25 protein-coding genes are annotated in these 25,389 nt (G+C 39.0%); 14 read left to right on the top strand and 11 right to left on the bottom strand.

The window, feature by feature from the left end:
* Positions 1-54: 54 nt before the first annotated feature.
* Both OLM45_RS09995 and OLM45_RS09990 read right to left on the bottom strand, forming a co-directional pair.
* A complete protein-coding gene (locus OLM45_RS09995) occupies positions 55-387 on the bottom strand; it encodes a translation initiation factor (protein WP_264509814.1) in 333 nt (110 codons plus the stop codon).
* A 115-nt stretch (positions 388-502) separates the two neighbouring features.
* Complete coding sequence (locus OLM45_RS09990) at positions 503-1,456, bottom strand: isopenicillin N synthase family dioxygenase (protein WP_264509813.1); 954 nt, start codon at positions 1,454-1,456, stop codon at positions 503-505.
* Between the two features lie 183 nt (positions 1,457-1,639).
* Here OLM45_RS09990 and OLM45_RS09985 point away from each other — a divergent pair, with 183 nt between their 5' ends.
* On the top strand, positions 1,640-3,616 hold the full coding sequence (locus OLM45_RS09985) for a dehydrogenase E1 component subunit alpha/beta (protein ID WP_264509812.1): 1,977 nt from the start codon (positions 1,640-1,642) through the stop codon (positions 3,614-3,616).
* Positions 3,617-3,750: 134 nt separating this feature from the next.
* Here the strand turns inward: OLM45_RS09985 and OLM45_RS09980 are convergent, their stop codons facing one another.
* Complete coding sequence (locus OLM45_RS09980) at positions 3,751-4,176, bottom strand: SRPBCC family protein (protein ID WP_264509811.1); 426 nt, start codon at positions 4,174-4,176, stop codon at positions 3,751-3,753.
* Between the two features lie 106 nt (positions 4,177-4,282).
* On the opposite strand from OLM45_RS09980, the gene OLM45_RS09975 reads away from it, so the two are divergent.
* The 8 genes from OLM45_RS09975 (at position 4,283) to sucD (ending at position 11,632) form a co-directional block, all read left to right on the top strand.
* Positions 4,283-5,515, top strand: coding sequence for an HD domain-containing protein (locus tag OLM45_RS09975; protein ID WP_264509810.1), 1,233 nt, complete (start codon positions 4,283-4,285; stop codon positions 5,513-5,515).
* Between the two features lie 35 nt (positions 5,516-5,550).
* Complete coding sequence (gene lpxD / locus OLM45_RS09970) at positions 5,551-6,567, top strand: UDP-3-O-(3-hydroxymyristoyl)glucosamine N-acyltransferase (protein ID WP_129461163.1); 1,017 nt, start codon at positions 5,551-5,553, stop codon at positions 6,565-6,567.
* A 23-nt stretch (positions 6,568-6,590) separates the two neighbouring features.
* Positions 6,591-7,979 (top strand): bifunctional UDP-3-O-[3-hydroxymyristoyl] N-acetylglucosamine deacetylase/3-hydroxyacyl-ACP dehydratase, encoded by a 1,389-nt coding sequence (locus OLM45_RS09965; protein ID WP_264509809.1) that lies wholly within the window; start codon positions 6,591-6,593, stop codon positions 7,977-7,979.
* A 2-nt stretch (positions 7,980-7,981) separates the two neighbouring features.
* Entirely contained in the window at positions 7,982-8,767 is a 786-nt protein-coding gene (lpxA, locus tag OLM45_RS09960) for an acyl-ACP--UDP-N-acetylglucosamine O-acyltransferase (RefSeq protein WP_129461165.1), read from the top strand.
* 19 nt (positions 8,768-8,786) lie between these two features.
* Positions 8,787-9,353, top strand: a complete 567-nt coding sequence (efp, locus tag OLM45_RS09955) for an elongation factor P (protein WP_129461166.1) — start codon at positions 8,787-8,789, stop codon at positions 9,351-9,353.
* Positions 9,354-9,356: 3 nt separating this feature from the next.
* Positions 9,357-10,289 carry a UDP-3-O-(3-hydroxymyristoyl)glucosamine N-acyltransferase gene (locus OLM45_RS09950; RefSeq protein ID WP_264509808.1) on the top strand — a complete coding sequence of 311 codons (933 nt, stop codon included), beginning with the start codon at positions 9,357-9,359 and terminating at the stop codon, positions 10,287-10,289.
* The gene (locus OLM45_RS09945) at positions 10,289-10,648 is read left to right on the top strand and encodes a nuclear transport factor 2 family protein (protein ID WP_264509807.1); all 360 of its coding nucleotides are present in this window, start codon (positions 10,289-10,291) and stop codon (positions 10,646-10,648) included. The genes OLM45_RS09950 and OLM45_RS09945 overlap by 1 nt, the downstream gene beginning before the upstream one ends.
* 111 nt (positions 10,649-10,759) lie before the next feature.
* The gene (sucD, locus tag OLM45_RS09940; protein WP_264509806.1) at positions 10,760-11,632 is read left to right on the top strand and encodes a succinate--CoA ligase subunit alpha; all 873 of its coding nucleotides are present in this window, start codon (positions 10,760-10,762) and stop codon (positions 11,630-11,632) included.
* 74 nt (positions 11,633-11,706) lie between these two features.
* Here the strand turns inward: sucD and OLM45_RS09935 are convergent, their stop codons facing one another.
* The 7 genes from OLM45_RS09935 to OLM45_RS09905 form a co-directional block, all read right to left on the bottom strand.
* Positions 11,707-12,885: a cytochrome-c peroxidase gene (locus OLM45_RS09935; protein WP_264509805.1), complete on the bottom strand. Its 1,179-nt coding sequence runs from the start codon at positions 12,883-12,885 to the stop codon at positions 11,707-11,709.
* Positions 12,886-12,906: 21 nt separating this feature from the next.
* On the bottom strand, positions 12,907-14,241 hold the full coding sequence (locus OLM45_RS09930) for a YHYH protein (protein ID WP_264509804.1): 1,335 nt from the start codon (positions 14,239-14,241) through the stop codon (positions 12,907-12,909).
* 62 nt (positions 14,242-14,303) lie between these two features.
* Positions 14,304-15,317: a cytochrome-c peroxidase gene (locus OLM45_RS09925; protein WP_264509803.1), complete on the bottom strand. Its 1,014-nt coding sequence runs from the start codon at positions 15,315-15,317 to the stop codon at positions 14,304-14,306.
* A complete protein-coding gene (locus OLM45_RS09920) occupies positions 15,314-15,916 on the bottom strand; it encodes an MbnP family protein (RefSeq protein ID WP_264509802.1) in 603 nt (200 codons plus the stop codon). The genes OLM45_RS09925 and OLM45_RS09920 overlap by 4 nt, the downstream gene beginning before the upstream one ends.
* A gap of 61 nt (positions 15,917-15,977) precedes the next feature.
* Complete coding sequence (locus OLM45_RS09915) at positions 15,978-16,460, bottom strand: Spy/CpxP family protein refolding chaperone (protein ID WP_264509801.1); 483 nt, start codon at positions 16,458-16,460, stop codon at positions 15,978-15,980.
* The gene (locus OLM45_RS09910) at positions 16,460-16,732 is read right to left on the bottom strand and encodes a hypothetical protein (RefSeq protein ID WP_264509800.1); all 273 of its coding nucleotides are present in this window, start codon (positions 16,730-16,732) and stop codon (positions 16,460-16,462) included. The genes OLM45_RS09915 and OLM45_RS09910 overlap by 1 nt, the downstream gene beginning before the upstream one ends.
* A gap of 39 nt (positions 16,733-16,771) precedes the next feature.
* Positions 16,772-17,299, bottom strand: coding sequence for an RNA polymerase sigma factor (locus tag OLM45_RS09905; RefSeq protein WP_264509799.1), 528 nt, complete (start codon positions 17,297-17,299; stop codon positions 16,772-16,774).
* A gap of 127 nt (positions 17,300-17,426) precedes the next feature.
* Between OLM45_RS09905 and fabG the strand changes: the two genes are divergently transcribed.
* Positions 17,427-18,173, top strand: coding sequence for a 3-oxoacyl-[acyl-carrier-protein] reductase (gene fabG / locus OLM45_RS09900; protein ID WP_129461177.1), 747 nt, complete (start codon positions 17,427-17,429; stop codon positions 18,171-18,173).
* A 13-nt stretch (positions 18,174-18,186) separates the two neighbouring features.
* Entirely contained in the window at positions 18,187-20,223 is a 2,037-nt protein-coding gene (locus OLM45_RS09895; protein ID WP_264509798.1) for a hypothetical protein, read from the top strand.
* A gap of 2 nt (positions 20,224-20,225) precedes the next feature.
* Here the strand turns inward: OLM45_RS09895 and OLM45_RS09890 are convergent, their stop codons facing one another.
* The gene (locus OLM45_RS09890) at positions 20,226-22,319 is read right to left on the bottom strand and encodes an LTA synthase family protein (protein ID WP_264509797.1); all 2,094 of its coding nucleotides are present in this window, start codon (positions 22,317-22,319) and stop codon (positions 20,226-20,228) included.
* A 135-nt stretch (positions 22,320-22,454) separates the two neighbouring features.
* On the opposite strand from OLM45_RS09890, the gene OLM45_RS09885 reads away from it, so the two are divergent.
* The 3 genes from OLM45_RS09885 (at position 22,455) to OLM45_RS09875 (ending at position 25,387) form a co-directional block, all read left to right on the top strand.
* The gene (locus OLM45_RS09885; protein WP_264509796.1) at positions 22,455-23,114 is read left to right on the top strand and encodes a response regulator transcription factor; all 660 of its coding nucleotides are present in this window, start codon (positions 22,455-22,457) and stop codon (positions 23,112-23,114) included.
* A 1-nt stretch (position 23,115) separates the two neighbouring features.
* Positions 23,116-24,003, top strand: a complete 888-nt coding sequence (locus OLM45_RS09880; RefSeq protein ID WP_264509795.1) for a cation diffusion facilitator family transporter — start codon at positions 23,116-23,118, stop codon at positions 24,001-24,003.
* An 85-nt stretch (positions 24,004-24,088) separates the two neighbouring features.
* On the top strand, positions 24,089-25,387 hold the full coding sequence (locus OLM45_RS09875) for a sensor histidine kinase (protein ID WP_264509794.1): 1,299 nt from the start codon (positions 24,089-24,091) through the stop codon (positions 25,385-25,387).
* Positions 25,388-25,389: the final 2 nt, after the last annotated feature.

Here is a 25,389-nt window from a genome sequence, read left to right as displayed (position 1 = left end):
GGTTTTTGATTAGAAAGACAATTTATAATTCATAATTTATAATTTCTAATTTTCTTAACCTCCCACGCGTTTCACTTTAAAGCCTTTGTCTTTTAACAAATTCATGATTTTATCGCGGTAGTCGCCTTGAATGATAATTGCACCGTCTTTGAAGCTGCCTCCCACACTCAATTTGGTTTTGATTTCTTTAGCTAAAATTTTGAAATCTTCGTCTTCGCCTTCATACCCTTCTATGATGGTAGTGGCTTTGCCTTTGCGCTTTTCATACTTGCAAATCATCGGTTCTTTTTGAACAAACAATTCGTGTTCTTGCGGAGCTTCGGGTTCGGGTTCCGTTGGAATATGATCAGGGAATAGTTTCTTCAGTTGTTCTTCTAAGTTACTCATGGGAGTCTCTTTTTTTAGGTTTTATATTTCCGAATAATCAAGGGGTAAAAAACCAAATTCCAAATCCCAATAGTATATCGGAATTTGGAATTTCAGTTTGGGAAATTATATTTCCTTATTTTTTAATCAATCCTAATTCCACCAAACGTTCGTTTAAGAAATCGCCCGCTGTAATGTCTTCATACAATTTCGGATTGTTCTCATCGATACATTGCGGCAAACAATCCAATTTCATATCACTTACCGGATGCATGAAAAAAGGGATCGAGAAACGCGAAGTTCCCCATAATTCACGCGGCGGATTAACTACTTGGTGAATGGTTGATTTTAATTTATTGTTGGTATGTCTGGACAACATGTCGCCTACATTAATCATCAATTCATCGTCTTGTGCTATGGCATCAATCCATTGGCCTTCGTGGTTTTGCACTTGTAAACCTTTTCCTTGTGCACCCATTAATAGCGTAATCAAATTGATATCACCATGAGCAGCCGCACGAACGGCTCCGTCTTTCGGTTCATCCGTTATAGGCGGGTAGTGGATCGGACGTAAAATGCTGTTCCCGTCTTTGATGTAATTGTCAAAATAAAACTCGTCTAAACCAATGTGTAAAGCCAAAGCGCGTAATACATACACACCCGTTTTTTCCAACATTTGGTAGGCTTGCTTTCCAACGGCATTAAATTTTGGTAATTCATCAACCGTCACGTTATCGGGATATTCGCCTTCCCATTTGGAGCCTTCGCTCACGTATTGGCCAAAATGCCAAAATTCTTTTAAGTCACCAGTTGAACGACCCTTGGCATGTTCTTTTCCAAAAGAAACATAACCGCGTTGTCCTCCAATGCCAGGAATCTCATATTTTGCTTTGGTTTCCAATGGAAGATTGAAGAAGTTACGCACTTCGTCATACAATTCTCCCACCAATTGATCATCAAGAAAATGACCTTTTAATGCTACGAATCCGATTTCTTCGTAGGCTTTGCCGATTTCATTTACAAATTTTTGTTTACGTGCCGGATCATCCGACAGGAAATCACGTAAGTCAACACTTGGAATTTGTTGCATACTAAACATTTTTTGTTAATAACTTAAACGCTGTGAAATCAAAGCGCAACTACAAATGTAAGACATTTAAAGGATTTCAAGCTAAAAGTTATCAACATTAACCAATTTTAATCTTTGCTTTTTTTAAAAGTGTAAGTAGATAGAATTTACTACTTTTGGCACCACAAACCACAAACGAAACAAATGGACTTTAACCGTCAAAATTTAACCAATGAGCAATTGTTGGATTTATACAAACGATTACTTAAACCCCGCTTGATTGAGGAGAAAATGCTCATTTTATTGCGTCAAGGAAAAGTATCTAAATGGTTCTCTGGTATCGGACAAGAAGCGATCTCAGTCGGAATCACCGCAGCATTAGACAAAGACGAATACATTCTTCCGATGCACCGCAATTTGGGCGTTTTCACCGGTCGTGATATTCCGTTGCACAAGTTGTTCTCGCAATGGCAAGGAAAAAAATCTGGATTCACCAAAGGCCGTGATCGCAGTTTCCATTTCGGAACGCAAGAATACAAAATCATCGGAATGATTTCGCATTTAGGTCCGCAAATGGGCGTAGCCGACGGAATCGCTTTAGCCAATAAATTAAAGAAAAACGGGAAAGTAACCGCAGTATTTACTGGAGAAGGTGCCACTTCTGAGGGCGATTTTCACGAAGCCTTAAATATTGCAGCCGTTTGGGACTTACCCGTACTTTTCGTTATTGAAAACAACGGCTACGGTTTGTCTACACCCACTAACGAACAGTACCGTTGTGAAAACCTAGCCGACAAAGGCATCGGTTACGGCATGGAAAGTCATATTCTCGACGGGAATAATATCTTGGAGGTGTACACCAAGATTGCCGAATTGAAAGCATCATTAGCTGAAAATCCACGTCCCGTTTTATTAGAATTCAAAACCTTCCGCATGCGCGGTCATGAAGAGGCGAGTGGTACCAAATATGTACCCCAAGAACTAATGGACATGTGGGCGATTAAAGATCCGATTGCCAACTATCAATCCTTTTTAAAACAAGAAGGTGTTCTCACCGATGAACAAGACGAAGCTTTCCGTGCGGCCATCAAACAAGAGATCGATAGTCATTGGGCCATTACGCAGGCCGAACCGGACTTTGTAGCCAATTTAGAAGAAGAGTTAGGTGACATGTACGAACCTTTTGAATATCAAGAAGTAAGTCCGTCAACTGAAATAGAAAATATACGCGTAATTGATGCCATTTCAGGCGCTTTGCGTGAATCCATGGAACGCCACTCCAATTTGGTCATCATGGGCCAAGATATCGCCGAATACGGTGGCGCTTTTAAAATCACAGATGGATTTGTCGCACAGTTTGGGAAAGACCGCGTTCGCAACACGCCCATCTGTGAAAGTGCTGTCGTTTCAGCCGCCAACGGTTTGTCCATCAACGGATTTAAAGCGGTGGTCGAAATGCAGTTTGCCGATTTCGTGTCTACGGGATTCAATCCTATTGTGAATCTTTTGGCCAAACAACATTACCGCTGGGGTGAAAAATCGGATGTTGTGGTGCGTATGCCCTGTGGCGGCGGAACGCAGGCTGGACCTTTTCACTCACAAACCAATGAGGCCTGGTTTACCAAAACACCGGGTTTAAAAGTGGTTTATCCCGCATTTCCCTATGATGCCAAAGGATTGTTGAATACGGCCATTAATGATCCAAATCCGGTATTGTATTTCGAACATAAATTGTTGTACCGCAGTATTTACCAAGATGTGCCAAAAGACTATTTTACCTTACCTTTTGGGAAAGCATCGTTGTTGCGCGAAGGTTCGCAAGTGACCATCATTACCTTTGGCGCCGGCGTACATTGGGCTATCGAGTTGTTGGATAAACATCCTGAGATTAGTGCTGACTTGATCGATTTACGTTCGCTTCAGCCGCTCGACACCGAAGCTATTTTGAACTCGGTGAAGAAAACCAATCGCGCGATAATTTTACAAGAAGATACCTTGTTTGGCGGAATTGCTAGCGATATTTCGGCCTTGATTATGGAGCAAGCTTTCGAGTATTTGGATGCGCCCGTGCAACGGGTTGGAAGTCTTGAAACCGCCATTCCGTTTATGAAAACTTTGGAAGATCAATACTTACCTAAAGCCCGCTTCGAAACGGCATTAAAGGAATTGATTGCCTATTAATTTTTTGGAGCTATTTCCTGCTGTCCGCTGTATCTCACTCCGTAAACTCCGTGAGGATGCCGCTTCCATCAGGGCTAAATCGTGCAAAAATTCAAGAATAGTGAACCTAACTGCCCCGAGTAGTTAGGTTTTTTTTATGCAGTCAAATATTGTTTTAAACTGATGCGTAAAATATAATTCCAGCCTGCTTGAAATTCACTGCAGTCGAAATCTTTATTCTCTTGTTCAAACGAGGAAATGCCGCTGTGTGTAAGTTGTAATAACGTACCTTGTGCTGTTGCAGTCAATTCAAAACTGACCTTAGAAATCCCTTTGAATCCCACATACAACCAACTGTAAGTAAGTAGTTTGTTCGGAATTACTTCAAGTACAGTACAACGGTGTAAATACTGCATATTTTCATCTTTCCCGCCGTAAAATTCGAAAGTAAATCCGGGTTCAGCACGAAATTCTTTTAGATTGAAATACCAAAATTTCATGCAATGAACATCCGTAAGTGCTTGCCAAACTTCAGCAGGAGGGACGGGGTAGATTTCTGAAACACGAATTGTGGAAGCCATTTCGTTGCGATTTTACTCTTTAAAATTAATCAAATTTTTAGTACAAAACCAATTGACATTGTGCTTTTTCGCTTTTCACCTATATTTGTGCTCTAATTCTGTTTTTGTGAATTCGACCAATAAACTCAAAATATTCAACGATCCGATTTACGGTTTCATTTCGATTCCTAATTCCCTGGTTTTTGATCTTATCCAACACCCTTATTTTCAACGTTTACGCCGTATCTCGCAAATGGGTTTATCCTATTTGGTCTATCCCGGTGCGCATCATACCCGTTTTCATCATGCGTTGGGATGTATGCACATTATGCAAAAAGCCGTGGAAACGCTTAAATACAAAGGTGTCGAAATTTCAGACGAAGAAGAAACTGCCTTGTATATTGCCATTTTGCTTCACGATATCGGTCACGGCCCCTTTTCACATGCCATGGAACACAGCATTGTGGAAGACATTCACCATGAAGAAATTTCCTTACGATTTATGGACGCCTTAAACCTTCAATTTGAGGGTAAATTAAGTTTGGCGATTCAAATTTTCAAAGGCGAATACCACCGTAAATTCATGTTGCAATTGATTTCAAGTCAATTGGATATGGACCGCATGGATTATTTAAAACGCGATAGTTTTTACAGTGGCATAGCCGAAGGAAACATCAACAGCGATCGGTTGATTCAAATGATGAATGTGGCCGACGACAATTTGGTGATAGAAGACAAAGCGATTTATTCAGTAGAGAAATTTTTAATGGCGCGCCGCCTCATGTATTGGCAAGCGTATTTGCACAAAACATCGGTGGTTGCCGAATTAATTTTAACCAAAATACTAAAACGCGCCAAAGAATTAACCCAAAAAGGAGTTGTTTTATCGTGTAGCGAACCCTTGCAGTTTTTTTTGCAACATAAAATAACTCAAGATTCCTTTGAAGCGGCTACTTTGGAAAAGTTTGCATTATTGGACGATTACGATGTAATGGGTGCTATTAAATCGTGGCAGTTTGCAGAAGATTTTGTGTTATCCAGTTTGTGTAAAATGATTATCAATCGGGATTTGCTTAAAATTGAAATGACGGAAGGAAAACCCCAATCCGAGCAATTGCAACAGTTGAAAACTCAGTTACTTCAAAAATATCCCATTACTGATAAAGAAGCGGATTATTTTGTGTTTAAAGGGAAATTGAAAAATATAGCGTATAACAAAGAAAGTGTGCCCATTCGTATTTTGAAAAAAGACCGCACGGTGGAAGTCTTGGAAGAAACTTCGGAGCAATCGCAGGTGAAAGCCATGTCCAAAGCCGTCACCAAGTATTTCCTCTGTTATCCAAAAGTATTACTCGGGTAACGGCTTATTCTATTAAATTTTATATTTTTGTCGGAATGAAATTTACAGCGGAACAAATAGCAGGTATTTTAGGCGGAGAAGTCGTGGGAAATCCACAGGTTGAAGTCTATAAATTAGCCAAAATCGAAGAAGGAACGGAAGGTTCGCTTTCGTTTTTAGCCAATCCAAAATACCAAAACTACATCTACACCACTCAAGCCTCCATCACCATTGTCAATCAAACGTTTGAGCCGGAACAACCCATCACAACCACTTTGATCAAAGTGGAAGATGCGTACAAGTCCTTTTCAAAACTTTTAGAATACTACAATCAAGTCAAATTGATGAAATCAGGTATCGAGCAACCCTCGGTGATTTCTGAAAATGTGACGTATGGTGAGCATTTGTATTTGGGCAGTTTTTCTTATATCGGTAAAAACGTAACCATTGGAAACAATGTGAAAATATACCCCAATTCGTTCATTGGCGACAATGTAACGATTGGTGACAATTGCGTTTTATTCGCAGGTGTTCGTATTTATTCCGAATCGGAAATTGGAAACAATTGCACCATACACTCAGGTGTAATTATCGGTTCCGATGGTTTCGGATTTGCACCTTCTGAAGATGGAACCTACAGTAAAATTCCACAAATTGGCAATGTTATTTTAGAGGATAATGTTGAAGTAGGCGCGTGTACAACTATTGACCGTGCTACGTTGGGTTCGACCATCATTCGCAAAGGCGTAAAACTGGACAATCAAATCCAAATTGCACACAATGTTGAAATTGGTGAAAATACAGTCATCGCTTCTCAATCCGGAATTGCGGGTTCGACCAAAATCGGTAAAAACTGCATGATTGGTGGGCAAGTAGGTATTGTAGGTCATATCACCATTGGTAACAACGTACGCATTCAAGCTCAATCCGGTATTGGCAAAAGCATTGCTGATGGCGAGACCATTCAAGGAAGTCCGGCCTTCAACTACGGCGATTGGAACAAATCCTATGTTCATTTCCGTAATTTACCTAAAATTGTAGCCGACTTAAACGAATTAAAAAAGAAACAATAAGCTAAACTGAAAATAAACAAACCATGGTTAAACAAAAAACCATTCAATCAGAGATTACCCTAACCGGAGTGGGTTTACATACCGGAAAAGAAGTGACAATGACTTTAAAACCGGCACCAGTGAACAATGGATTTACCTTTGTACGTGTCGATTTAGAAGGTTGTCCAGTTATTGAAGCCGATGCCAATTATGTAGTGAATACGCAACGCGGTACTAATTTGGAAAAGTTAGGCGTAAAAATCCAAACCTCAGAACATGTTTTAGCGGCGTGTATTGGTTGTGATTTGGATAATGTGATTATTGAATTGAACGAGTCGGAGCCCCCAATTATGGATGGTTCTTCGAAATATTTTGTAGAAGCCATTGAAAAGGCTGGAATTGTTGAACAAGAGGCGGAACGCTACTATTATGTAGTGAAAGAAGTCATTTCTTATGTAGATGAAAATACGGGAAGTGAAATTATTGTGATGCCATCAGATGAGTATCAGGTGACAACTATGGTGGATTTTGGTACTAAAGTGTTGGGTACACAAAATGCCACGTTAAAACATATGAGCGAATTCAAAACAGAAATCGCAGACGCCCGTACCTTTTCATTTTTGCACGAATTAGAAACCCTTTTGGACCATGGTTTAATTAAAGGAGGCGATCTCAACAATGCCATTGTGTATGTGGACAAAGAGATTTCTGAAAAAACCATGGAAAACTTGAAGAAAGCGTTTGGGAAAGACAATATTTCTGTGAAACCCAACGGTATTTTGGATAATTTGACCTTGCATTATCCCAATGAAGCAGCACGCCATAAATTATTGGACGTGATTGGTGATTTGGCTTTAATCGGTTGCCGTATTAAAGGAAAAGTTATTGCCAACAAACCCGGACATTTTGTAAACACGCAGTTTGCCAAAAAAATGTCCAAGATTATCAAAATAGAGCAACGCAATCATGTGCCTACCTACGACTTGAATAAAGAGCCGTTGATGGATGTAACGAAAATCATGAAAATGCTGCCGCATCGTCCGCCGTTCCTTTTGGTGGATCGCATTATTGAAATGTCGGATTCCCATGTGGTTGGATTGAAAAATGTGACCATGAATGAAGACTTTTTCGTAGGTCACTTTCCTGGAGCTCCCGTAATGCCAGGCGTTTTAATCGTGGAAGCCATGGCCCAAACGGGTGGAATTTTAATTTTGAGTTCGGTGCCCGATCCTGAAAATTACCTGACCTATTTTATGAAAATCGACAATGTAAAATTCAAGCACAAAGTGTTGCCTGGAGATACATTAATTTTTAAATGTGATTTGATTTCTCCGATTCGTCGCGGAATTTGCCACATGCAAGCCAATGCCTATGCCAACGGGCGATTAGTAGCAGAAGCAGAATTAATGGCACAAATCGCTAAAAACCAATAAGTATGAATCAACCGTTAGCTTACGTACATCCGGGTGCGAAGATTGCCAAAAATGTGGTAATCGAACCCTTTACAACCATACATAATAATGTAGAAATCGGGGAGGGAACTTGGATTGGATCCAATGTGACCATCATGGAAGGGGCACGAATTGGTAAAAATTGTAACATTTTTCCAGGTGCTGTTATCGCCGCCGTTCCGCAAGATTTAAAGTTTGGTGGAGAAGATTCTTTGGCCATTATTGGCGACAATACTACGGTGCGCGAATTCGTAACCATCAATCGCGGTACCATCGCTTCGGGTCAGACGAAAATTGGAAGCAACTGTTTGATTATGGCTACGGCCCACGTTGCACACGATTGCCATATTGGTGATAATGTGATTATTGTGAATGGTGTTGCGTTGGCGGGTCACGTGGTGGTGGGTAATTTTGCCATCATTGGAGGTTTAGCGGCGATTCACCAATTCATTCATATTGGCGAACATGCGATGATTTCAGGAGGATCCTTAGTGCGTAAAGATGTACCGCCCTATACCAAAGCCGCAAAAGAACCGCTTTCTTATGTGGGAATCAACTCGGTAGGATTGCGACGTCGCGGATTTTCAACAGAGAAAATTCGTGAGATTCAAGACATCTACCGTATTTTATACCAAAAAAATTACAATACTTCGCAAGCCGTTGGTATCATTGAAGCCGAAATGGCTGCTTCTCCAGAGCGCGATGAAATTTTGGATTTTATCCGAAACTCTTCACGAGGTATTATGAAAGGATATACAGGAACTTATTAAAAAATAAATCAATAAAACAATGGCATCTACTGCAGACATTAGAAACGGACTTTGTATTAAATTTAATCACGATATCTATAAAATCGTAGAATTCTTACACGTTAAACCAGGAAAAGGACCTGCATTTGTTCGTACGAAATTAAAATCATTAACCAATGGAAAAGTATTGGATAATACGTTTTCTGCTGGACATAAAATTGATGTAGTTCGTGTAGAAACACACACCTTTCAATATTTATACAATGAAGGCAATGATTTTCATTTTATGAATACAGAAACCTATGAGCAAATTACATTAAACAAAGATGTGTTGGATGCTCCTCAATTGTTGAAAGAAGGAACGAATGTAATGGTACAAATCAATACAGAAACCGATATGCCTTTGTCAGTGGATATGCCTGCTTCTATTATTTTAGAGGTGACCTATGCTGAGCCAGGTGTAAAAGGAAATACGGCTACGAATGCTACCAAGCCTGCAACTGTGGAAACTGGAGCTAACGTGAATGTGCCTTTGTTTATTAATGAAGGAGACAAAATTAAAATTGATACAGCTACGGGAGCCTATATTGAAAGGGTAAAAGAATAATTCATGAAGTTTCCGTACACCCATACGCTGAAAGAAATTGCAGAAATCATCGGTACCTCTTATGTAGGTTCCGATGATTTTCCTGTTGAAGGGATGAATGAAATCCATGTGGTTACTCCTGGAGATATCGTATTTGTTGACCATCCCAAATATTACGACAAAGCATTACAATCTGCCGCGACAATTGTACTTATCAATAAAGAAGTAGCATGTCCGGATGGAAAAGCATTGTTAGTTTCGGATGATCCTTTTCGTGATTTCAATAAATTGACACGTCATTTTCGCCCTTTTGTTGCTGCACAAGCTTCGGTCTCACTTTCAGCGGAAATAGGAGAAGGTACGGTAATTCAACCGAATTGCTTCATTGGAAATCAAGTGAAAATTGGTAAAAATTGCCAGATTCACGCCAATGTGGCCATTTATGATCACACTATCATTGGTGATAACGTGATTATTCACGCGGGTACGGTCTTAGGTGCCGATGCTTTTTATTACAAAAAACGACCTGAAGGATTTGATCAACTCTTGTCAGGAGGTCGTGTAATCATTGAAGACAATGCCGGAATTGGAGCATTGTGTACCATCGATCGCGGCGTTACTGGGGATACAACCATTGGCGCAGGGACTAAAATTGACAATCAAGTCCATGTTGGTCACGATACGATTATAGGAAAAAAATGTTTAATTGCCTCCCAAACCGGTATTGCCGGTTGTGTAGTCATTGAAGATGAAGTTACCTTATGGGGTCAAGTAGGGACAACAAGCGGGATAACTATTGGAGCAAAAGCCGTAGTTCTTGGCCAAACCGGTGTGACCAAATCAATTGAAGGTGGAAAAAGTTATTTTGGCACACCAGTCGAAGAATCCCGAGAAAAATTAAAACAACTGGCGAATGTCAAACGCATTCCCGAATTGCTAAACAAAAATAAAGAATAATGCAGGCGAAAGAATTAGTCTTGGACTTTTATAAATCGGATGTATTGCTACGCCGTGACGAAGTAAAAGAGTTTTTGCATCCCGAATTAAAAATCGAATGGAACAGCACCAAAGGATTTGTCGAATTGGATTTTGAAGATGTCTTAAATTTGACCGATGAATTGAGTCGGGCGTATGTACGTTCTAAAATTCGAATTAGTCATCTATTACAAGATGGAAATATGGTATCTGTTCGGTATTCCCATTTTGTAAAAACCATTGAAAATCCTAGAGAGGAAATGTTGTTGGCCAACTTTTTTGTGATTTGGGAAGTCAAAGACAATAAACTGTACCGCGGGTATCAGATGAGTCAATTTTAAAATGTATAGAAACTTAGCAAATTGGTAAAAAATAGTTCGAAATGAAATGGATTTACTAATTTCAATTTCCTATTTTTGTCACACCTTTTAACAAACTTATAAATAGCTGTCATGAGTGTTTTAGTAAATAAAAATTCAAAAATAATTATACAAGGTTTTACAGGAAGCGAAGGAACTTTCCACGCTTCTCAAATGATTGAGTACGGAACGAATGTTGTTGGTGGTGTAACTCCAGGAAAAGGAGGAACCTCCCACTTAGACCGTCCTGTTTTCAATACAGTAAAAGATGCTGTAGACCAAGCCGGTGCTGATACTTCTATCATTTTTGTTCCACCCGCTTTTGCTGCGGATGCAATTATGGAAGCGGCTGATGCAGGCATCAAAGTAATCATTGCCATTACTGAAGGTATTCCTGTAGCCGATATGATGAAAGCCTACGATTATATCAAAAATAGAGATTGTCGTTTAATCGGACCTAACTGTCCCGGTGTAATTACACCAGAAGAAGCCAAAGTAGGTATCATGCCTGGTTTCGTTTTCAAAAAAGGAAAAGTAGGTATCGTTTCAAAATCGGGTACATTAACCTATGAAGCCGCTGACCAAGTTGTGCGTCAAGGTTTCGGTATTACAACAGCTATCGGAATTGGTGGTGATCCAATCATTGGAACAACAACTAAAGAAGCTGTTGAATTGTTGATGAACGACCCTGAAACTGAATGTATTATCATGATTGGTGAAATCGGTGGTCAATTAGAAGGTGACGCAGCTCGTTGGATCAAAGCAGACGGAAATCGTAAACCAGTTGTTGGTTTCATCGCTGGTGAAACAGCTCCAAAAGGCCGTACTATGGGTCACGCAGGTGCTATCGTTGGTGGTTCTGATGATACAGCTGCAGCCAAAAAAGCAATCATGAGAGAATGTGGTATCCACGTTGTTGATTCTCCTGCTGAAATCGGTAAAAAAGTAAAAGAAGTATTAGGTTAATCCTTAATTCATTAATAAAAAAAGTCCCAAGATTACTTGGGACTTTTTTGTTATAACTTATTTTGATGTTCCAATTAATTGGGAAATGGATTGGACCATTTTACATCGGTATATACATTGTTGCCGCTGAGTGTTTTCAAAAAGGCAATCATTGCATTGACTTCTTGGGCATTCAAATGCAATTGTTGTCCAAAGCCGTTGGGCGTTAGTTTTGGATCTAAATTGGTGTTGCCCGGCGCAATATTAATTGTGCCGTAATGACCAATCGCAGCTTGCAATGAAGTAATCACTCCGGTATGCATCATCGGACCGTTGGTCGTTCCGTCGGGTTTTACCAAATCGCGAAGGGTGGGAGCGCGGGTAACCGTCACATCAATTCCGGTTCCTGAAATTTTACCAATGATTCCATTGTTGCCACTAATGGGATTGATGTCAAATTCAGGAGCACCATGACAACCCACACAACCCAATCCGCCACCTGTACGGTTTCCAGTTGCATCAAAAACAGGCGGAGTCAAGAATAAATTTTTACCTTGATTTTCTTGTACAGAAAAATTAGAAAAAGGTCCGTTGTCACTACCCGCAAGAGCTCTTCCGGTGTCGTATTTAGAATCAAACGATTGAATACTTCGAATAAATTGCGCTAAGGCATTCTGAATTTTGGCTTCCGTTACTTCTGATGAACCATAGACATACTGAAACAATTCTTTGTAATAATCAACTGCATTCAATTTGGTGAGTAAAGCTGAAAAATCTTCATCCCCATTGGTGCCACTATAGCCCATTTCCCCATGATTGCGAATTGGCATGGTAGTTTGTGCTTCTAAAGAGGCCGCACGTTCATCCCAGAAAAATTTAGATTCTATAGAAAAGCGCGAGTTAACCAATCGCATCGCATGGCGTTCTGTCGAACCGTTAACGCCTAAACTCGCTACATTGGTGTCACTAAAAGCATGGGCTTGAATATGACAACTGGCACATGAAATGGCATTGTTGGAAGATAGTTTTTTATCATAAAATAAAACTCGGCCTAGTGTAGCACCTTTATCCGTGATGGGGTTGTTGGCTCCATTGAATTTAGTAATATAAGCCGGAACGGGTTGATTGGCATAATTGGCCAAGTTGTTCATGTCGAGATTGGAACCAAAAGTTGCTTTCACTGCAGCAAAAGGATCTACCGCAACATAGTCTTCGTTCTTGTGACAAGAAGTCAAAAGTAGACTCGATAGAACAATATAAAGTAGTTTTCTCATACGTTCAATTTTACAAGAATTTTATTTCTCGATAATAATTTTAAATGTTTTTGCCAAAGTCCCCGAACCCACTTTCACAAAATAAACGCCGTTGTAAAGTCCGTCGGTTTCCATAATTGCCAGCGTACTCCCTTGAACTAATTGGGTACGTTTTACGGTTTTCCCCAATACATCGATAAGCACTACATCAAAATCACGGTCGGTGATTGTTGTTTGTATGGCAATAAAATCTTGAGCCGGATTGGGCGCAACCACAAGATGCATTTTTTCTAATGAAAATTCACCTGTAGCTAATGGTGCTGTATACGTTGTAGTGGTTTCTGTAATGGATGTCACTTTGACACCTGACTTCACACCATAGAAGGTCGGACCCACAACATACGGATAAGCCGAATTGTGATTGGCATCGACCGTAGCAAAATAGCAGTAAATTCCGTTGGGATATTCTGGTGTAATGCAAAAACGACCATTGTGTTCATCCAAATACGAAGGGTCATTGGGATGGGCAATGTATTCGTAATCTTCTCTAAAATATCCATTAAAATACGTTGCATTAACCGCAGGTCCATTGGTGCGTGTGGTTTGATTTTTTAACTGATAGCTCGATTTCATGCGAGAAATGCCACCCGTTCCATCCGTATTGGTATACGCATAAGCACCATAAATAGGGAAGCCGTCGTAAGCAAAACCAATAAGCGGTGAATGTACATTTGGATTGATGACATATAAACCATCTGCGGGATAGGTAGCACAAATGGTTGAAATCACTTGCAAGTCCAAGTTGAACGCACTCGGGTTTTGGTGATGGTGGTAGTTGCCCATGGCAGGATGTGCTTTGTTGCAATCAAAACCTCCTTTTTCTGCTGGAATCGCGTCACGGTTCCAAGCTTGCGTTGCATTGGGTCCACCCGGACAAGGCGGATTTCCGGGTCCTCCACACAAGGCTTGTGTCGAATTGTTCCAAGCCACACCATCGCGATAATCAAACAACGAAATACCATTGATAAATATTCCGATGTTGCCACCTGTTGTTGCAGTTGGAGTTCCTGTATTTTGTACCGGATTCAAAGGTAATTTGTATATGGCATTTTGATCAGTTGCCAAGGATGGATTGCCGTCCAAAAACGGACCGGTTATATAGGCTGGAATACCATGTGTAGTGACATATACCGAATTAGCCGAATATTGTACAGTTTGCACATTAGCCAAAACATTGTCGTTTATCGGAGTGGAATTACCCGAAACATAATGCCTTCCCATGATATTGGTTGTGTTTTGCAACCATTTTGTAATAGCTGGATTGGTTTGCGCTTGTAAAAAGCATCCTCCGCATAAAATAAAGAGTAGTTTCTTCATAAGTTAGGTTTAGTTAATTGCTTAGACGAACTTACCTGTTCGATTCTTGCAGGAAATGGAATTTATTTTGGATAGCTATAGTTTGTATTGTATAAAAATGAAGGATCTGACAATGTTCGTAAAAAAGATTCCAAATCCACACGGTCATTATCTGAGAGATGCATTGGTTTTTCTAAGGGTTTGGACAGAGTTTTATGAGGCACAATTCCTGAATTATAATGACGAATCACTTGGTTTAAATTTTGAAATCGTCCATCATGCATATAGGGAAATGTAAATTGAATATTGCGCAAAGTGGGAACTCTAAATTGCAAAGAGTCTTTGGGATCCTGTGTGATTTTCATGCGACCTATATCCTTTAAATCAGGGTCTGCAGGTAAGCCATTATTTTCATAGGTTGTGCTACTAAATAACGGTTCGCGATGGCAACTTCCGCAATGTTGTTGAAATAATTGATAGCCCTTAGATTCACTAGCCGTGAATTGGTATTCACCTCTTTTTTGTTGGTCGTATTTGGAATTGGCACTGACCAAAGTCACCATGAACTGACTTAAGGCTTTGAATAGGAGCGGACTCGTTATGGGCTTTTCGGGAAAAGCTTTTTGAAACAAATTAGAATACTTTTCACTTTGTTGTAGTCTTTTTACAATTACTTCCAAATCGGCATCCATTTCTGCTGGATGTGTAATAGGAGCTAAACTTTGAACATCCAAATGATTAATACCACCGTCCCACATAAACGATTCATTCCACGCTAAATTGATTAATGCCATGGCATTTCGTGTTCCCATACGGTTATCAATTCCGTGACTGAGTTCATGATCGACATGTGCAAAACCAGTAGCTTGTAAATGACAACTGGCGCAGGATATAGTGGAATCACGCGATAAAATGGGATCATAAAACAATTGTCTCCCTAATTGAATACCTTCTTGTGTCAGCGGATTTCCTTTAAAATTATAATGCGGTTTTGGCCATCCTTTAGGAATAGTAAAATACTCGTTTTCTTCAGAATACCGAAAAGCACTTAAACCAATAAGTAAGAAGCTAAAAAAAAGGAGCAGTAAACTTTTCATGGTATACGAAAACAAGAATTGAAGGTTTGCGATAATGTTACCGCTTGACTTCCTGGAACCATTACCGTAGGTGTTGTCTGTAATTGTAGTGCATTAAAAAATGGCGCTAAATCGACTTTAAGAGATTTGGATTGCACATGAATCGGGAGTTTTACTTGGGTTAAGGCATTCATTGCTCCAGCATATCCACCCAAATGAAATTGAAATTTATTTTTTAAAGTGGGAGCACTCGGTGAATGACCTTCCATTTTAATAAAAATATAACCACTTTGCCACGCCCAATACATGCCCAAAACGGGGTCGAGATCACCGTCAAATGCGCCATTCGTATTGTATTCTAAAGGCACACCCAAAGTGAATTGGAGCCAACCCTCTTCAACAGCAACCGAATTAAAATCTAGTTTTAACGATTCGGGTTTGTCCCAATCGATCAGTTGGGGGTAGTCGTGAATTGTAGTTGAATTGCCTTTCGTGTCAATAAATTCTACATTTGAAATGTAAAATTTTACTTTGTCAAAAGTGAGTGTGTCACCACTTTGTGTAAAGTATAATCTTTCTTTTTCTAAAGTGTTGTTTTGAAATAAAATTTGAATAGACAATCCGTTATTTGAAGATTGCCCCCAAATTAGTTGTGAAAAAAAGAAAAGAATAATTAGCCCTCTACGGTTCATGACGAGGGTGGGGAGGTCTTCCAAAAAGGTGGTGTAATTCCTCGGTTAACACTTCAAATTTTTCCTTTTGTTCGGGTTTGCATAGTTTTTTTATGCCTAAAAAATGCTGGTAGTGCGTCAATTCAATTTGTTTTTGAGCTGCATTAATCTTAGCAATCAAGGCCGTATCAACAGCATCGCCTGAGTCATTGGCTAAATTTTGATACAAAGCATCTTTGGATTCACGAATGATGCGGTCTAAACTATCCACACTTTGGCGGTGTTCCTTAATCAATCCTTCATAAACTTTGATTTGCGATGCATCCAAACCCAATTGTTCGATTATAATTTCATTGGGTTTTGGTCGACCCATTCCTTCAGGGCCCATTCCAGGTCCGGGGTGCGGTTTCCCCAAAAACAAAAAGACAAGTGTTCCAACATTTAAGAGTAACAATGCAACCACCGCAAGGGTTAATAATTTTGATTTTTCCATTAGTAATACAATTGATTCGATTGATTTAAATTGGTTTCTACAAGCGTCAACTTCGTTTCTGAAGCTGTTGCTGTTTTGTGTTGTAGCATTAAAAAGTTAACTGCAACAAGAGCAATAAGAGAAGCAGCAACCAACCATACAGTAAGATGTGATACTTTTTCATGCGAAGGAATGGCATTTTGAATTCGTTTAAATAGTTCGGGGTTCGGACTCACTTTACGCACCTGCGCTAAGGATTGTTCCCAAGGTTCTGATGTAAAATTTGTTTCCATACTCGTTTAGACGAAAGTCAATTTAAATTCTTGCACGAATCAATTATTTTTATTTAATTTTTGTTTTAAAGTAGCTTTTGCTCGAAACACTAAAGATTCAACGGCACTAATTGAAGTCTCCATTACCGACGCAATTTCGGGATTGGATAGTCCGTCTAACTTAGCCAATAAAAAAGCGGTTTTTTGATTTTCGGGAAGGGAATTGATCACTTCAAAAATTTGTTTTACAGCTTCTTCTTGTTCCAATAAAACTCCCGGATGATTGAAGTCGGACACCTTTGCAAACACCGCTTCATTATTCGATTTTGCCCCAAAAATAAACCCGCGTTTTTTACTGTTTTTATATTTAATAAAATCCAACGATTTATTGATTGCAATACGATATATCCAAGTTTTATGGGAAGATTGTTCCTGAAAATTTTTCAGATTATCGAAGACCGCTAGAAAAACATCTTGGGTGATTTCTTCCGCATCTTCTACATTTTGCACATAATTCAATGCTAAATTATAGACCATAGTTCCATAGTGGCCATATAATTCTTCAAGAAGCATTGAATTCGATTTCATGCAGTTCACTTTTTTGGTTCGACTAATTTAACTCAAAAAGGTTTAGACGTCGTTAAAGATTTTTTCCAGCGCTAAATATTTCCCTATATTTGGGACTTCGTAAAAAGTACAACTAAATTCACCAAATATGAAATTATTAGAAGGTAAAGTTGCAATCATCACCGGTGCCAGTCGTGGGATTGGAAGTGGGATTGCAAAAGTTTTTGCCCAACACGGGGCTCAAGTAGCATTTACATACAGTTCTTCCGCTGAATCTGCTTTGGTTTTAGAAAATGAATTGACAGCATTAGGCGTAAAAGCCAAAGGATACCAATCCAATGCGGGGAATTTTGACGAAGCTCAAAAATTGGTGGATGATGTAATTGCTGAGTTTGGCACCGTGGATATTTTAATTAATAATGCCGGAATTACGAAAGATAATTTGTTAATGCGCATGAGCGAAGAAGATTTTGATAAAGTAATCGAAATCAACTTGAAGTCGGTGTTTAACATGACCAAAGCCGTTCAAAAAATCATGTTGAAAAACCGTAAAGGTTCGATTGTAAACATGAGTAGTGTGGTTGGTGTGAAAGGAAATGCTGGTCAAGCCAACTATGCGGCTTCAAAAGCGGGTATGATTGGTTTTACTAAATCAGTTGCATTAGAATTGGGTTCGCGAAACATCCGTTGTAATGCGATTGCTCCTGGTTTTATTGAAACAGAAATGACTGCCAAATTAAACGAAGACGTGGTGCAAGGGTGGAGAGATTCTATTCCGTTGAAACGCGGTGGAACTCCAGAAGATGTGGCGAATGCCTGTTTGTTTTTGGCTTCAGACATGAGTGCTTATGTTACCGGTCAAGTAATGAATGTTGACGGTGGAATGTTAACCTAATACTTTATAATTTATGACGATAAACACGGTTTTACTCCTTATTCTTGCCTTAACAGTTGCAAGTGGTTTATCGTTTTTTCACTATTATTACAAAGCCAGAACAACGGGTAAAATTACGCATGTTCTGGCTTTTTTGCGCTTACTTTCGATTTTTGGGATATTGGTACTACTCATCAATCCAATTGTGAGTCGGAGCACCTACGAAACCAACAAACCGCCACTGGCCCTAGTCGTTGATAACTCAGCTTCCATAGCTGATTTGAAAGCGGATAAATCGGCAAAAGAAATTTATGAGAAGTTAATTGAAAATGATCAACTTCAAGAGAAATTTGATGTACAATCCTATGTTTTTGACGCCGACTTTCGTCCGATTTCAAGTAGTAACGATTTGAATTTTAAAGGAAAAGCTTCGCAATTGGATAAAGTGGGTTCCAATGTCAATGCGATTCATAAAAATTTGCCGTACGCTACCGTTTTGCTCAGCGATGGGAACCAAACTTCGGGTTCCGACTTTGTTTTTGGTTTTCAAGCGGATCACAAAGTTTTTCCTTTAATTGTAGGCGATACGACGCAGTACATGGATTTGCGTATTGCGCAAGTGAATGTCAACAAATATGCGTTTCACAAAAACCAATTTCCCGTTGAAGTTTTCCTAAATTATACGGGAACCCAACCCATGAATGCTGTTTTTTCCATTCAATCGGGTAATTCCATTTTAGTCAAAGAAAATGTACAGTTTTCAGCTGACAAACGGGCACAGATTGTGAATGCGCTGTTGCCTGCCAATGCAGTGGGCTTGCAAATTTATACCGCTACAATTTCCTCCAAAAGTTCGGAAAAGAATACTTACAATAATTCCAAAAAATTTGCTGTAGAAATTATCGATCAAAAGACGGAAGTGGCTTTGATTTCCGATATGCCGCATCCGGATTTGGGGGCAATAAAACGAAGTATTGAATCGAACGCACAGCGTAAAGTAACCGTACTTAAACCAAATCAAATTAGTGATTTAGGAAAATACAATGTGTTGATTTTATACCAACCGAATGCTCGTTTCAAGTCGGTTTTTGAAACCAATAAAAATTTAGGATTAAATACCTTTATCATCACCGGAAATGCCACCGATTTTGGTTTGTTAAATCAATACCAAACCCTGGTTGATTGCAATATGTCCAATCAAAAGGAAAATTATTTGGCACAATTCAATTCCGATTTCAATGTGTTTGCCGTAGAAAATATCGGGTTTGAAAATTTCCCGCCTTTGGAAAATCCTTTTGGCAATGTTACTTTAAAAGATGGAACTTCGGTTTTGTTAGAATCCCGAGTTCAAGGCATAGAAACAGGTGAGCCACTTTGGGTCTTTTCAGATCAAAAAGGAAAACGTGGCGCACTTTTGCTGGGAGAAAATATTTGGAAATGGCGTGCGCATTCGTATGTCGAACAAAAATCATTTGAAAAGTTTGACCAATTTTTAGACAAAACCATCCAATTTTTAGCGTCTAATGATGGCAGAAAATCGCTTATTGTCAACCACGAACGGTTTTACAATTCAGGCGACAACATCGAAATTACAGCGCAATATTTCAACAAGAATTACGAGTTGGATGAAAAAGCACGTTTGACGATTTCCTTAACCAATACCCAAACGAAACAACACAAACAATACGATTTGGTGCGGAGTTCGAACAGTTTTAAAGTCAATTTAGACGGACTCACTCCGGGGAAATATGCCTTTAATGTGAAGGAACTCAATTCCAATTCCACGTATTCGGGTAGTTTTGAAGTATTGGATTTTGATATTGAAAAGCAATTTGTCAATGCTGATGTAACGAAATTAAAACAATTGGCCAACCATACGCAAGGTACAGCTTATGTTCCCAATCAAGTTGACGAATTGATTAAAAAGTTAGTTGCAGACCCAGCCTACAAAACCATTCAAAAAGAAGTGGTGAAAAAATCTGCATTAATCGATTGGAAACTTTTATTGCTAGTAATCACCGGATTATTTGCTGCTGAATGGTTTATTCGCAAATACAACGGCATGTTGTAATCCTATTTTTTTTGGTATTGTTTTTTGTGTAAGATATCGGTAGTAAGCTGATAGTAAGCAATGGTTTCTTTTACCAATTTTTCATCCACTTTTTGCACGGGAACTTCTTCGTAATTCAATTGAAATTCAGGGGCAACACCTTCCACAGGTTGTAATTTTAAATCAAATTGTTTCACCTTTTGTTTGGGTGAAATTATGGTTAAACGATTGTTCTTTATTAAGCCCAAATCTTGATAAGTTGCAATTAAAGCGCGCTCTTTATAATTGGGAGCAAAAACGTCTTGTCCGATAAATTTGCTAGGATATTTGAAATGAAGAAGTCCCAAAACAGTTGGCATTAAATCGATTTGAGAAATCAATTTGGTAACTTTTTGAGGCTGAATAAACCCAGGCGCATAGACCATAGCCGGAATACGGTATTTGTTTAAAGGCAGTTCTGTCTTACCCGAACTTGATGCACAATGGTCAGCGACAATCACAAAAACGGTATTGTTAAACCACGGTTGTTTTTCTGCCATTTTAAAAAATTGATGCAACGCATAATCGGTATATTTTACGCCGCCTTCACGGGATTTGGAATGACTGTCGATGTCGATTTTTCCTTCGGGATACGTAAACGGTCGGTGGTTGCTTACGGTCATCCAATGGTTGAAAAACGGTTTGCCCGATTTCGCTTCTTGGTTCATCGTAGCAATTGCTTTTTTGGCCATGTCTTCATCGCATACGCCCCAAATATTAGAAAACGTGATTTCTTCGGGGGTAAAAGCCTTTTTATCAATGATACCATAGCCATTTCCGCCAAAGAAATCCTGCATATTGTCAAAATACGCATCACCGCCGTATAAATAGTTGACGTTATAGCCTTTAGAATTAAAAATACTTCCCGTGCTGAATTTGTTTTTGTTGTCTTTTCGTTTCACCACACTTTCTCCAGGGGAAGGTGGTAGGCATAAAGTTACCGATTCCAAGCCGCGAACGGTTCGGTTACCCACTGCATACAAATTGGTAAAAAACATTGATTTCTCACTCAATTCGTCTAAAAAAGGAGTAATGTTTTGTGTATTGCCATAGTGTTGCATAAAGTCAGCACTAAAACTTTCAATGGTGATTAAAACAACATTTTTTTTCAATTCTGTGGAGTCTGAAGCCACATTTCTGAAAACGCCAGGTTCCAAATTCTCGATTTGTTGTTGCATCAATGCTAACGCTTCTTGATCGGGTAAAGTTTGGTAGAACTTTTTGAAATCCAATTCACTATTCATAAAAGCACCATAAAACTTATAGAGTCCGTTGGCTTGCAATTCATTCGTAAACACATTGTCAGAGTTCTCTAATTTGGCCAAACGGGGAATCGTAAATAAGGACACTCCAAAAAGTGCCAAATACAATCCGCCGGAAACCAATTGTGTTTTGGTATCGGGTAATTTTTCCAAATAGCCTTTGGATTGTTTTACCACATAATAAGTCGCTAAAAAAGCAAGAATTCCGACACCTGAAAACAATGGAATTACGGGGTAGGATTCCATAATATTACCGATGACTTCATTGGTGTACACCAAATAATCTACAGCAATAAAGTTGTACCGTACGCCAAATTCATTCCAGAAAAAGAATTCACTGATGGCATTTTGAATGATCAACAATACAAATAGGAATAGGGTGAAAGCATACAGTGCCAATCGGATTTTTTTTCGGTATTGGGGTAAAAATAATAAAAGCGCAAAAAGAACGGTTTTTAATCCTACAAAAGCCAATCCGATTTCAGGTAAAGAACCGCCGTACTCGGATAAAATTGATTTTCCAGAAGCTACATAAATAAGCAAAGCAAGCCAAAATCCTAAAATCAGATACCCTTTCGGCTTGTCAAATTTTTGATTGGATAGGGTCAGTAAATACAGCCATAAAAATCCTGAAGCCACTGCAAAAACCAGTGCATCCGAGCAAAATCCTAAGAAGAAAATCTTTAAATAATCGGTAAAACTAAAATGCGATTGGGTTATAGGATGCAAAAGCAACACGATTCGCAATACAATGCTAACAACTAAGAACAAACGAAGTAAGGAATAGAACGGTGCTTTTTTGCTAAAAAAATTCATACAGTTATGGTTTACTGCAAATTTAACAAAACCATAGGGTACAATTAGCATTCAAGATTAATATTTACTTAATTCATATGGACAATTTCGCATGGATATAAAAGGATATGTACCTTTGTTTAAAATAAGTGTGGTATGCGCATTTTAATTGTTGAAGACGAAATCGGAATTGCTTCTTTTTTGCAACAAGGTTTAGAAGAAGAGGGGTTTGCCGTTGTTCATGCACAAAACGGACAACTCGGATTGGAGAAAGCACTTTCTGAAAAATTTGATTTGATTCTTTTGGATTGGATGTTGCCCAAATTGTCGGGTATAGAAGTCTGTAAAGCTATTCGCGAAAAAGGAAGTCTTACCCCAATTTTATTTTTGACAGCTAAAGATACACTGCAAGAAACTTTAGAAGGATTCCAAGCGGGTGCCAATGATTATATCAAAAAACCATTCAGCTTTGAAGAATTACTAGAACGTATCAAAGTCCATTTTCGCAATTCTCAACAACAGACGGTTTTAGAATTAGGCTCCATTCGTATTGAACCCGAACGCTATAAAGTTTTTCAAGAAGGCGAAGAGATTGCATTAACCCAACGTGAATTTGAATTACTTCATTTTTTAGTTAAAAATAAAGGTAAAGTGTGTTCGCGCAACCAAATCATCGAAGAAGTTTGGAATATTCATTTTGAATACGATACCGGAGTCATTGACGTTTTTATGAATGCACTTCGAAAAAAGCTACATTTGTCGAAAGATAACGAATCCATCAAAACCGTTCGTGGTGTTGGATACATGGCCGAATAATATGAATCAACATACCGAAACTGCCGTAAAAACCACCTATTTCAGCATTGCTGGCAATACTACGTTGGCTTTAATCAAAGGCTTGGCCGGAATTTTCGGGAATTCATACGCCTTAATAGCAGATGCTATAGAATCCACTACGGATATTTTTGCATCGTTGCTGGTGTTGCTCGGACTCAAGTACGCGAGTCGGCCCGCCGATGAAAATCATCCTTACGGTCATGGACGAATCGAACCCTTGGTTACGTTTATTGTAGTGGCTTTTTTGGTGATATCAGCGTCCATTATTGCTTATGAAAGCATTGATAATATTAGTACTCCCCATGCTTTACCCAAGCCTTTTACCTTGTTTATACTTGGAGCAATCATCATTTGGAAAGAAATTTCGTTCCGTATTGTTTTAAAGAAAAGCAAAGAAACCCACAGTTCGTCTTTAAAGGCTGATGCTTGGCACCATCGAAGTGATGCCATTACTTCTGTAGCCGCGTTTATTGGGATAAGTATTGCGCTTTACATGGGTCCAGGTTATGAAGCTGCCGACGATTGGGCGGCATTGTTTGCTTCGGGTTTTATCTTATACAACAGTTATTTGATTTTCCGTCCCGCTTTGGGCGAAATCATGGACGAACATTTTTACGATGATTTGGTGGAAGAAATTCGCATTGAATCACAAAAAGTTCCCGGAATTTTAGATACAGAAAAATGTTTTATTCGCAAAGCCGGAATGAAATACCATGTGGATTTACACGCTATTGTGAATGGGGATTTAACGGTGAAACAAGGCCATGACATTGCCCATTTATTGAAAGATACTTTGCGAAATGAAATTCCGCAACTCGGTCATGTGTTAATTCATATCGAACCCCACAACGACGACCACCATGTTTAACCGTCCGATAAAAAACAGGATTGCCTTATACTATATTCTCACCACGGGAATACTGGTATTTGTGGCTTTTTTTGTGATTTATAACATGGTCAAATTTAGTGTTTACCAACACGTCGATACCGATATTGATTCGGAAGTACAAAAGCACATGACTGAAATTTCGGTTCATTACGGCGAAATAAAAATTGTACACGAAGAAGAATGGAGGGAACGGGAGCACAATACCTTGGATGTAAATCCGGTATTTGTTCAATTTACCGATGTCAACGGGAGAATATTCGAGAAATCACCCAACCTAAAAAACCACACCATCACACTGAATAAAAATGTCGAAGACCGCGTGTTGTTTGACAGTCAGTTGGACCATCACAAAATTCGACAAATCCAAATGCCTATTTTTGAAAATGATGATAAAATTGGATATCTCATTGTGGCCATGTCGCTTGAAGACGCCATGTTGGTGATGAATAATTTGCTTTTTGTTCTTGAAATTGCTTATCCCACGATTCTTTTATTGTTATTTCTTATTGCTCGTTATATCGCTGGTCGCAGCATTCGTCCCATTCAAAATGTTATTGCTACATCGGATACCATTTCAAAAGATAATTTGAATGCCCGTATTCAATTGCCGCAGAATAAGGATGAGATTTATATTCTGACCCAAACCATCAATAATTTGTTGGATCGAATAGAAAATGCGGTGGAGCGGGAAAAGCAGTTTACATCGGATGCTTCGCATGAATTACGAACACCTTTAGCGGTGATTAAAGGAACTTTGGAAGTTTTATCCCGAAAACCCCGAACGGTTGACGAATACAATCAGAAAATTGCCTATTGTATTCAAGAAGTGGATCGCATCAATAAAATGGTGGATCAATTGTTGTTGTTGGCCCGATTGGAAAATCAAAAGCAATCCTTGAATCTTCAGAAAATAAGTTTGAATAACGCCATAAGTGAGTGTTTGTCACGCTTTGACGAACGGATTTTGTCTCGAAAAATTCAAATCAAAGAACATTACTCCCAAAATATTGAAGTCGTTTCCGATTTTTATTTTCTGTCTATCATTTTGAATAATATTATTTCGAATGCCTTGAAATACACGCCAGAAGGAGGAGAAGTTTCGTTTTATATGCAAACCCAACCCCAAGAAATTCATCTCATAATTCAAGATAATGGAATGGGCATTGCCGCCGACGAACTGCAGAAAATTTTCAATTCGTTTTACCGAACAAAATCGACCTTGGATTTAATTGAAATTAAGGGCAACGGTCTGGGGTTATCCATTGTAAAACGATTGTCTGATGTGTTGGGGATTCAAGTAATTGTGGATTCTACAGTGAACCAAGGTACTCGATTTTGCTTGGTTTTTCCTGTCGAAAATTAAGC

Source organism: Flavobacterium sp. N1719 (assembly GCF_025947045.1).
GTDB classification, from domain to species: Bacteria; Bacteroidota; Bacteroidia; order Flavobacteriales; family Flavobacteriaceae; genus Flavobacterium; species Flavobacterium stagni.
The sequence above is the reverse complement of the archived record's forward strand: the minus strand, read 5'-3'. Positions and strand labels throughout refer to the sequence as shown.

Bases quoted from the DNA above. Each gene is read 5' to 3' on its own strand.
- OLM45_RS09995 (WP_264509814.1), bottom strand. From the start codon at position 387: ATGAGTAACTTAGAAGAACAACTGAAGAAACTATTCCCTGATCATATT.
- OLM45_RS09990 (WP_264509813.1), bottom strand. From the start codon at position 1,456: ATGCAACAAATTCCAAGTGTTGACTTACGTGATTTCCTGTCGGATGAT.
- OLM45_RS09985 (WP_264509812.1), top strand. From the start codon at position 1,640: ATGGACTTTAACCGTCAAAATTTAACCAATGAGCAATTGTTGGATTTA.
- OLM45_RS09980 (WP_264509811.1), bottom strand. From the start codon at position 4,176: ATGGCTTCCACAATTCGTGTTTCAGAAATCTACCCCGTCCCTCCTGCT.
- lpxD (WP_129461163.1), top strand. From the start codon at position 5,551: ATGAAATTTACAGCGGAACAAATAGCAGGTATTTTAGGCGGAGAAGTC.
- OLM45_RS09965 (WP_264509809.1), top strand. From the start codon at position 6,591: ATGGTTAAACAAAAAACCATTCAATCAGAGATTACCCTAACCGGAGTG.
- lpxA (WP_129461165.1), top strand. From the start codon at position 7,982: ATGAATCAACCGTTAGCTTACGTACATCCGGGTGCGAAGATTGCCAAA.
- efp (WP_129461166.1), top strand. From the start codon at position 8,787: ATGGCATCTACTGCAGACATTAGAAACGGACTTTGTATTAAATTTAAT.
- OLM45_RS09950 (WP_264509808.1), top strand. From the start codon at position 9,357: ATGAAGTTTCCGTACACCCATACGCTGAAAGAAATTGCAGAAATCATC.
- OLM45_RS09945 (WP_264509807.1), top strand. From the start codon at position 10,289: ATGCAGGCGAAAGAATTAGTCTTGGACTTTTATAAATCGGATGTATTG.
- sucD (WP_264509806.1), top strand. From the start codon at position 10,760: ATGAGTGTTTTAGTAAATAAAAATTCAAAAATAATTATACAAGGTTTT.
- OLM45_RS09935 (WP_264509805.1), bottom strand. From the start codon at position 12,885: ATGAGAAAACTACTTTATATTGTTCTATCGAGTCTACTTTTGACTTCT.
- OLM45_RS09930 (WP_264509804.1), bottom strand. From the start codon at position 14,241: ATGAAGAAACTACTCTTTATTTTATGCGGAGGATGCTTTTTACAAGCG.
- OLM45_RS09925 (WP_264509803.1), bottom strand. From the start codon at position 15,317: ATGAAAAGTTTACTGCTCCTTTTTTTTAGCTTCTTACTTATTGGTTTA.
- OLM45_RS09915 (WP_264509801.1), bottom strand. From the start codon at position 16,460: ATGGAAAAATCAAAATTATTAACCCTTGCGGTGGTTGCATTGTTACTC.
- OLM45_RS09910 (WP_264509800.1), bottom strand. From the start codon at position 16,732: ATGGAAACAAATTTTACATCAGAACCTTGGGAACAATCCTTAGCGCAG.
- OLM45_RS09905 (WP_264509799.1), bottom strand. From the start codon at position 17,299: ATGAAATCGAATTCAATGCTTCTTGAAGAATTATATGGCCACTATGGA.
- fabG (WP_129461177.1), top strand. From the start codon at position 17,427: ATGAAATTATTAGAAGGTAAAGTTGCAATCATCACCGGTGCCAGTCGT.
- OLM45_RS09895 (WP_264509798.1), top strand. From the start codon at position 18,187: ATGACGATAAACACGGTTTTACTCCTTATTCTTGCCTTAACAGTTGCA.
- OLM45_RS09890 (WP_264509797.1), bottom strand. From the start codon at position 22,319: ATGAATTTTTTTAGCAAAAAAGCACCGTTCTATTCCTTACTTCGTTTG.
- OLM45_RS09885 (WP_264509796.1), top strand. From the start codon at position 22,455: ATGCGCATTTTAATTGTTGAAGACGAAATCGGAATTGCTTCTTTTTTG.
- OLM45_RS09880 (WP_264509795.1), top strand. From the start codon at position 23,116: ATGAATCAACATACCGAAACTGCCGTAAAAACCACCTATTTCAGCATT.
- OLM45_RS09875 (WP_264509794.1), top strand. From the start codon at position 24,089: ATGGTCAAATTTAGTGTTTACCAACACGTCGATACCGATATTGATTCG.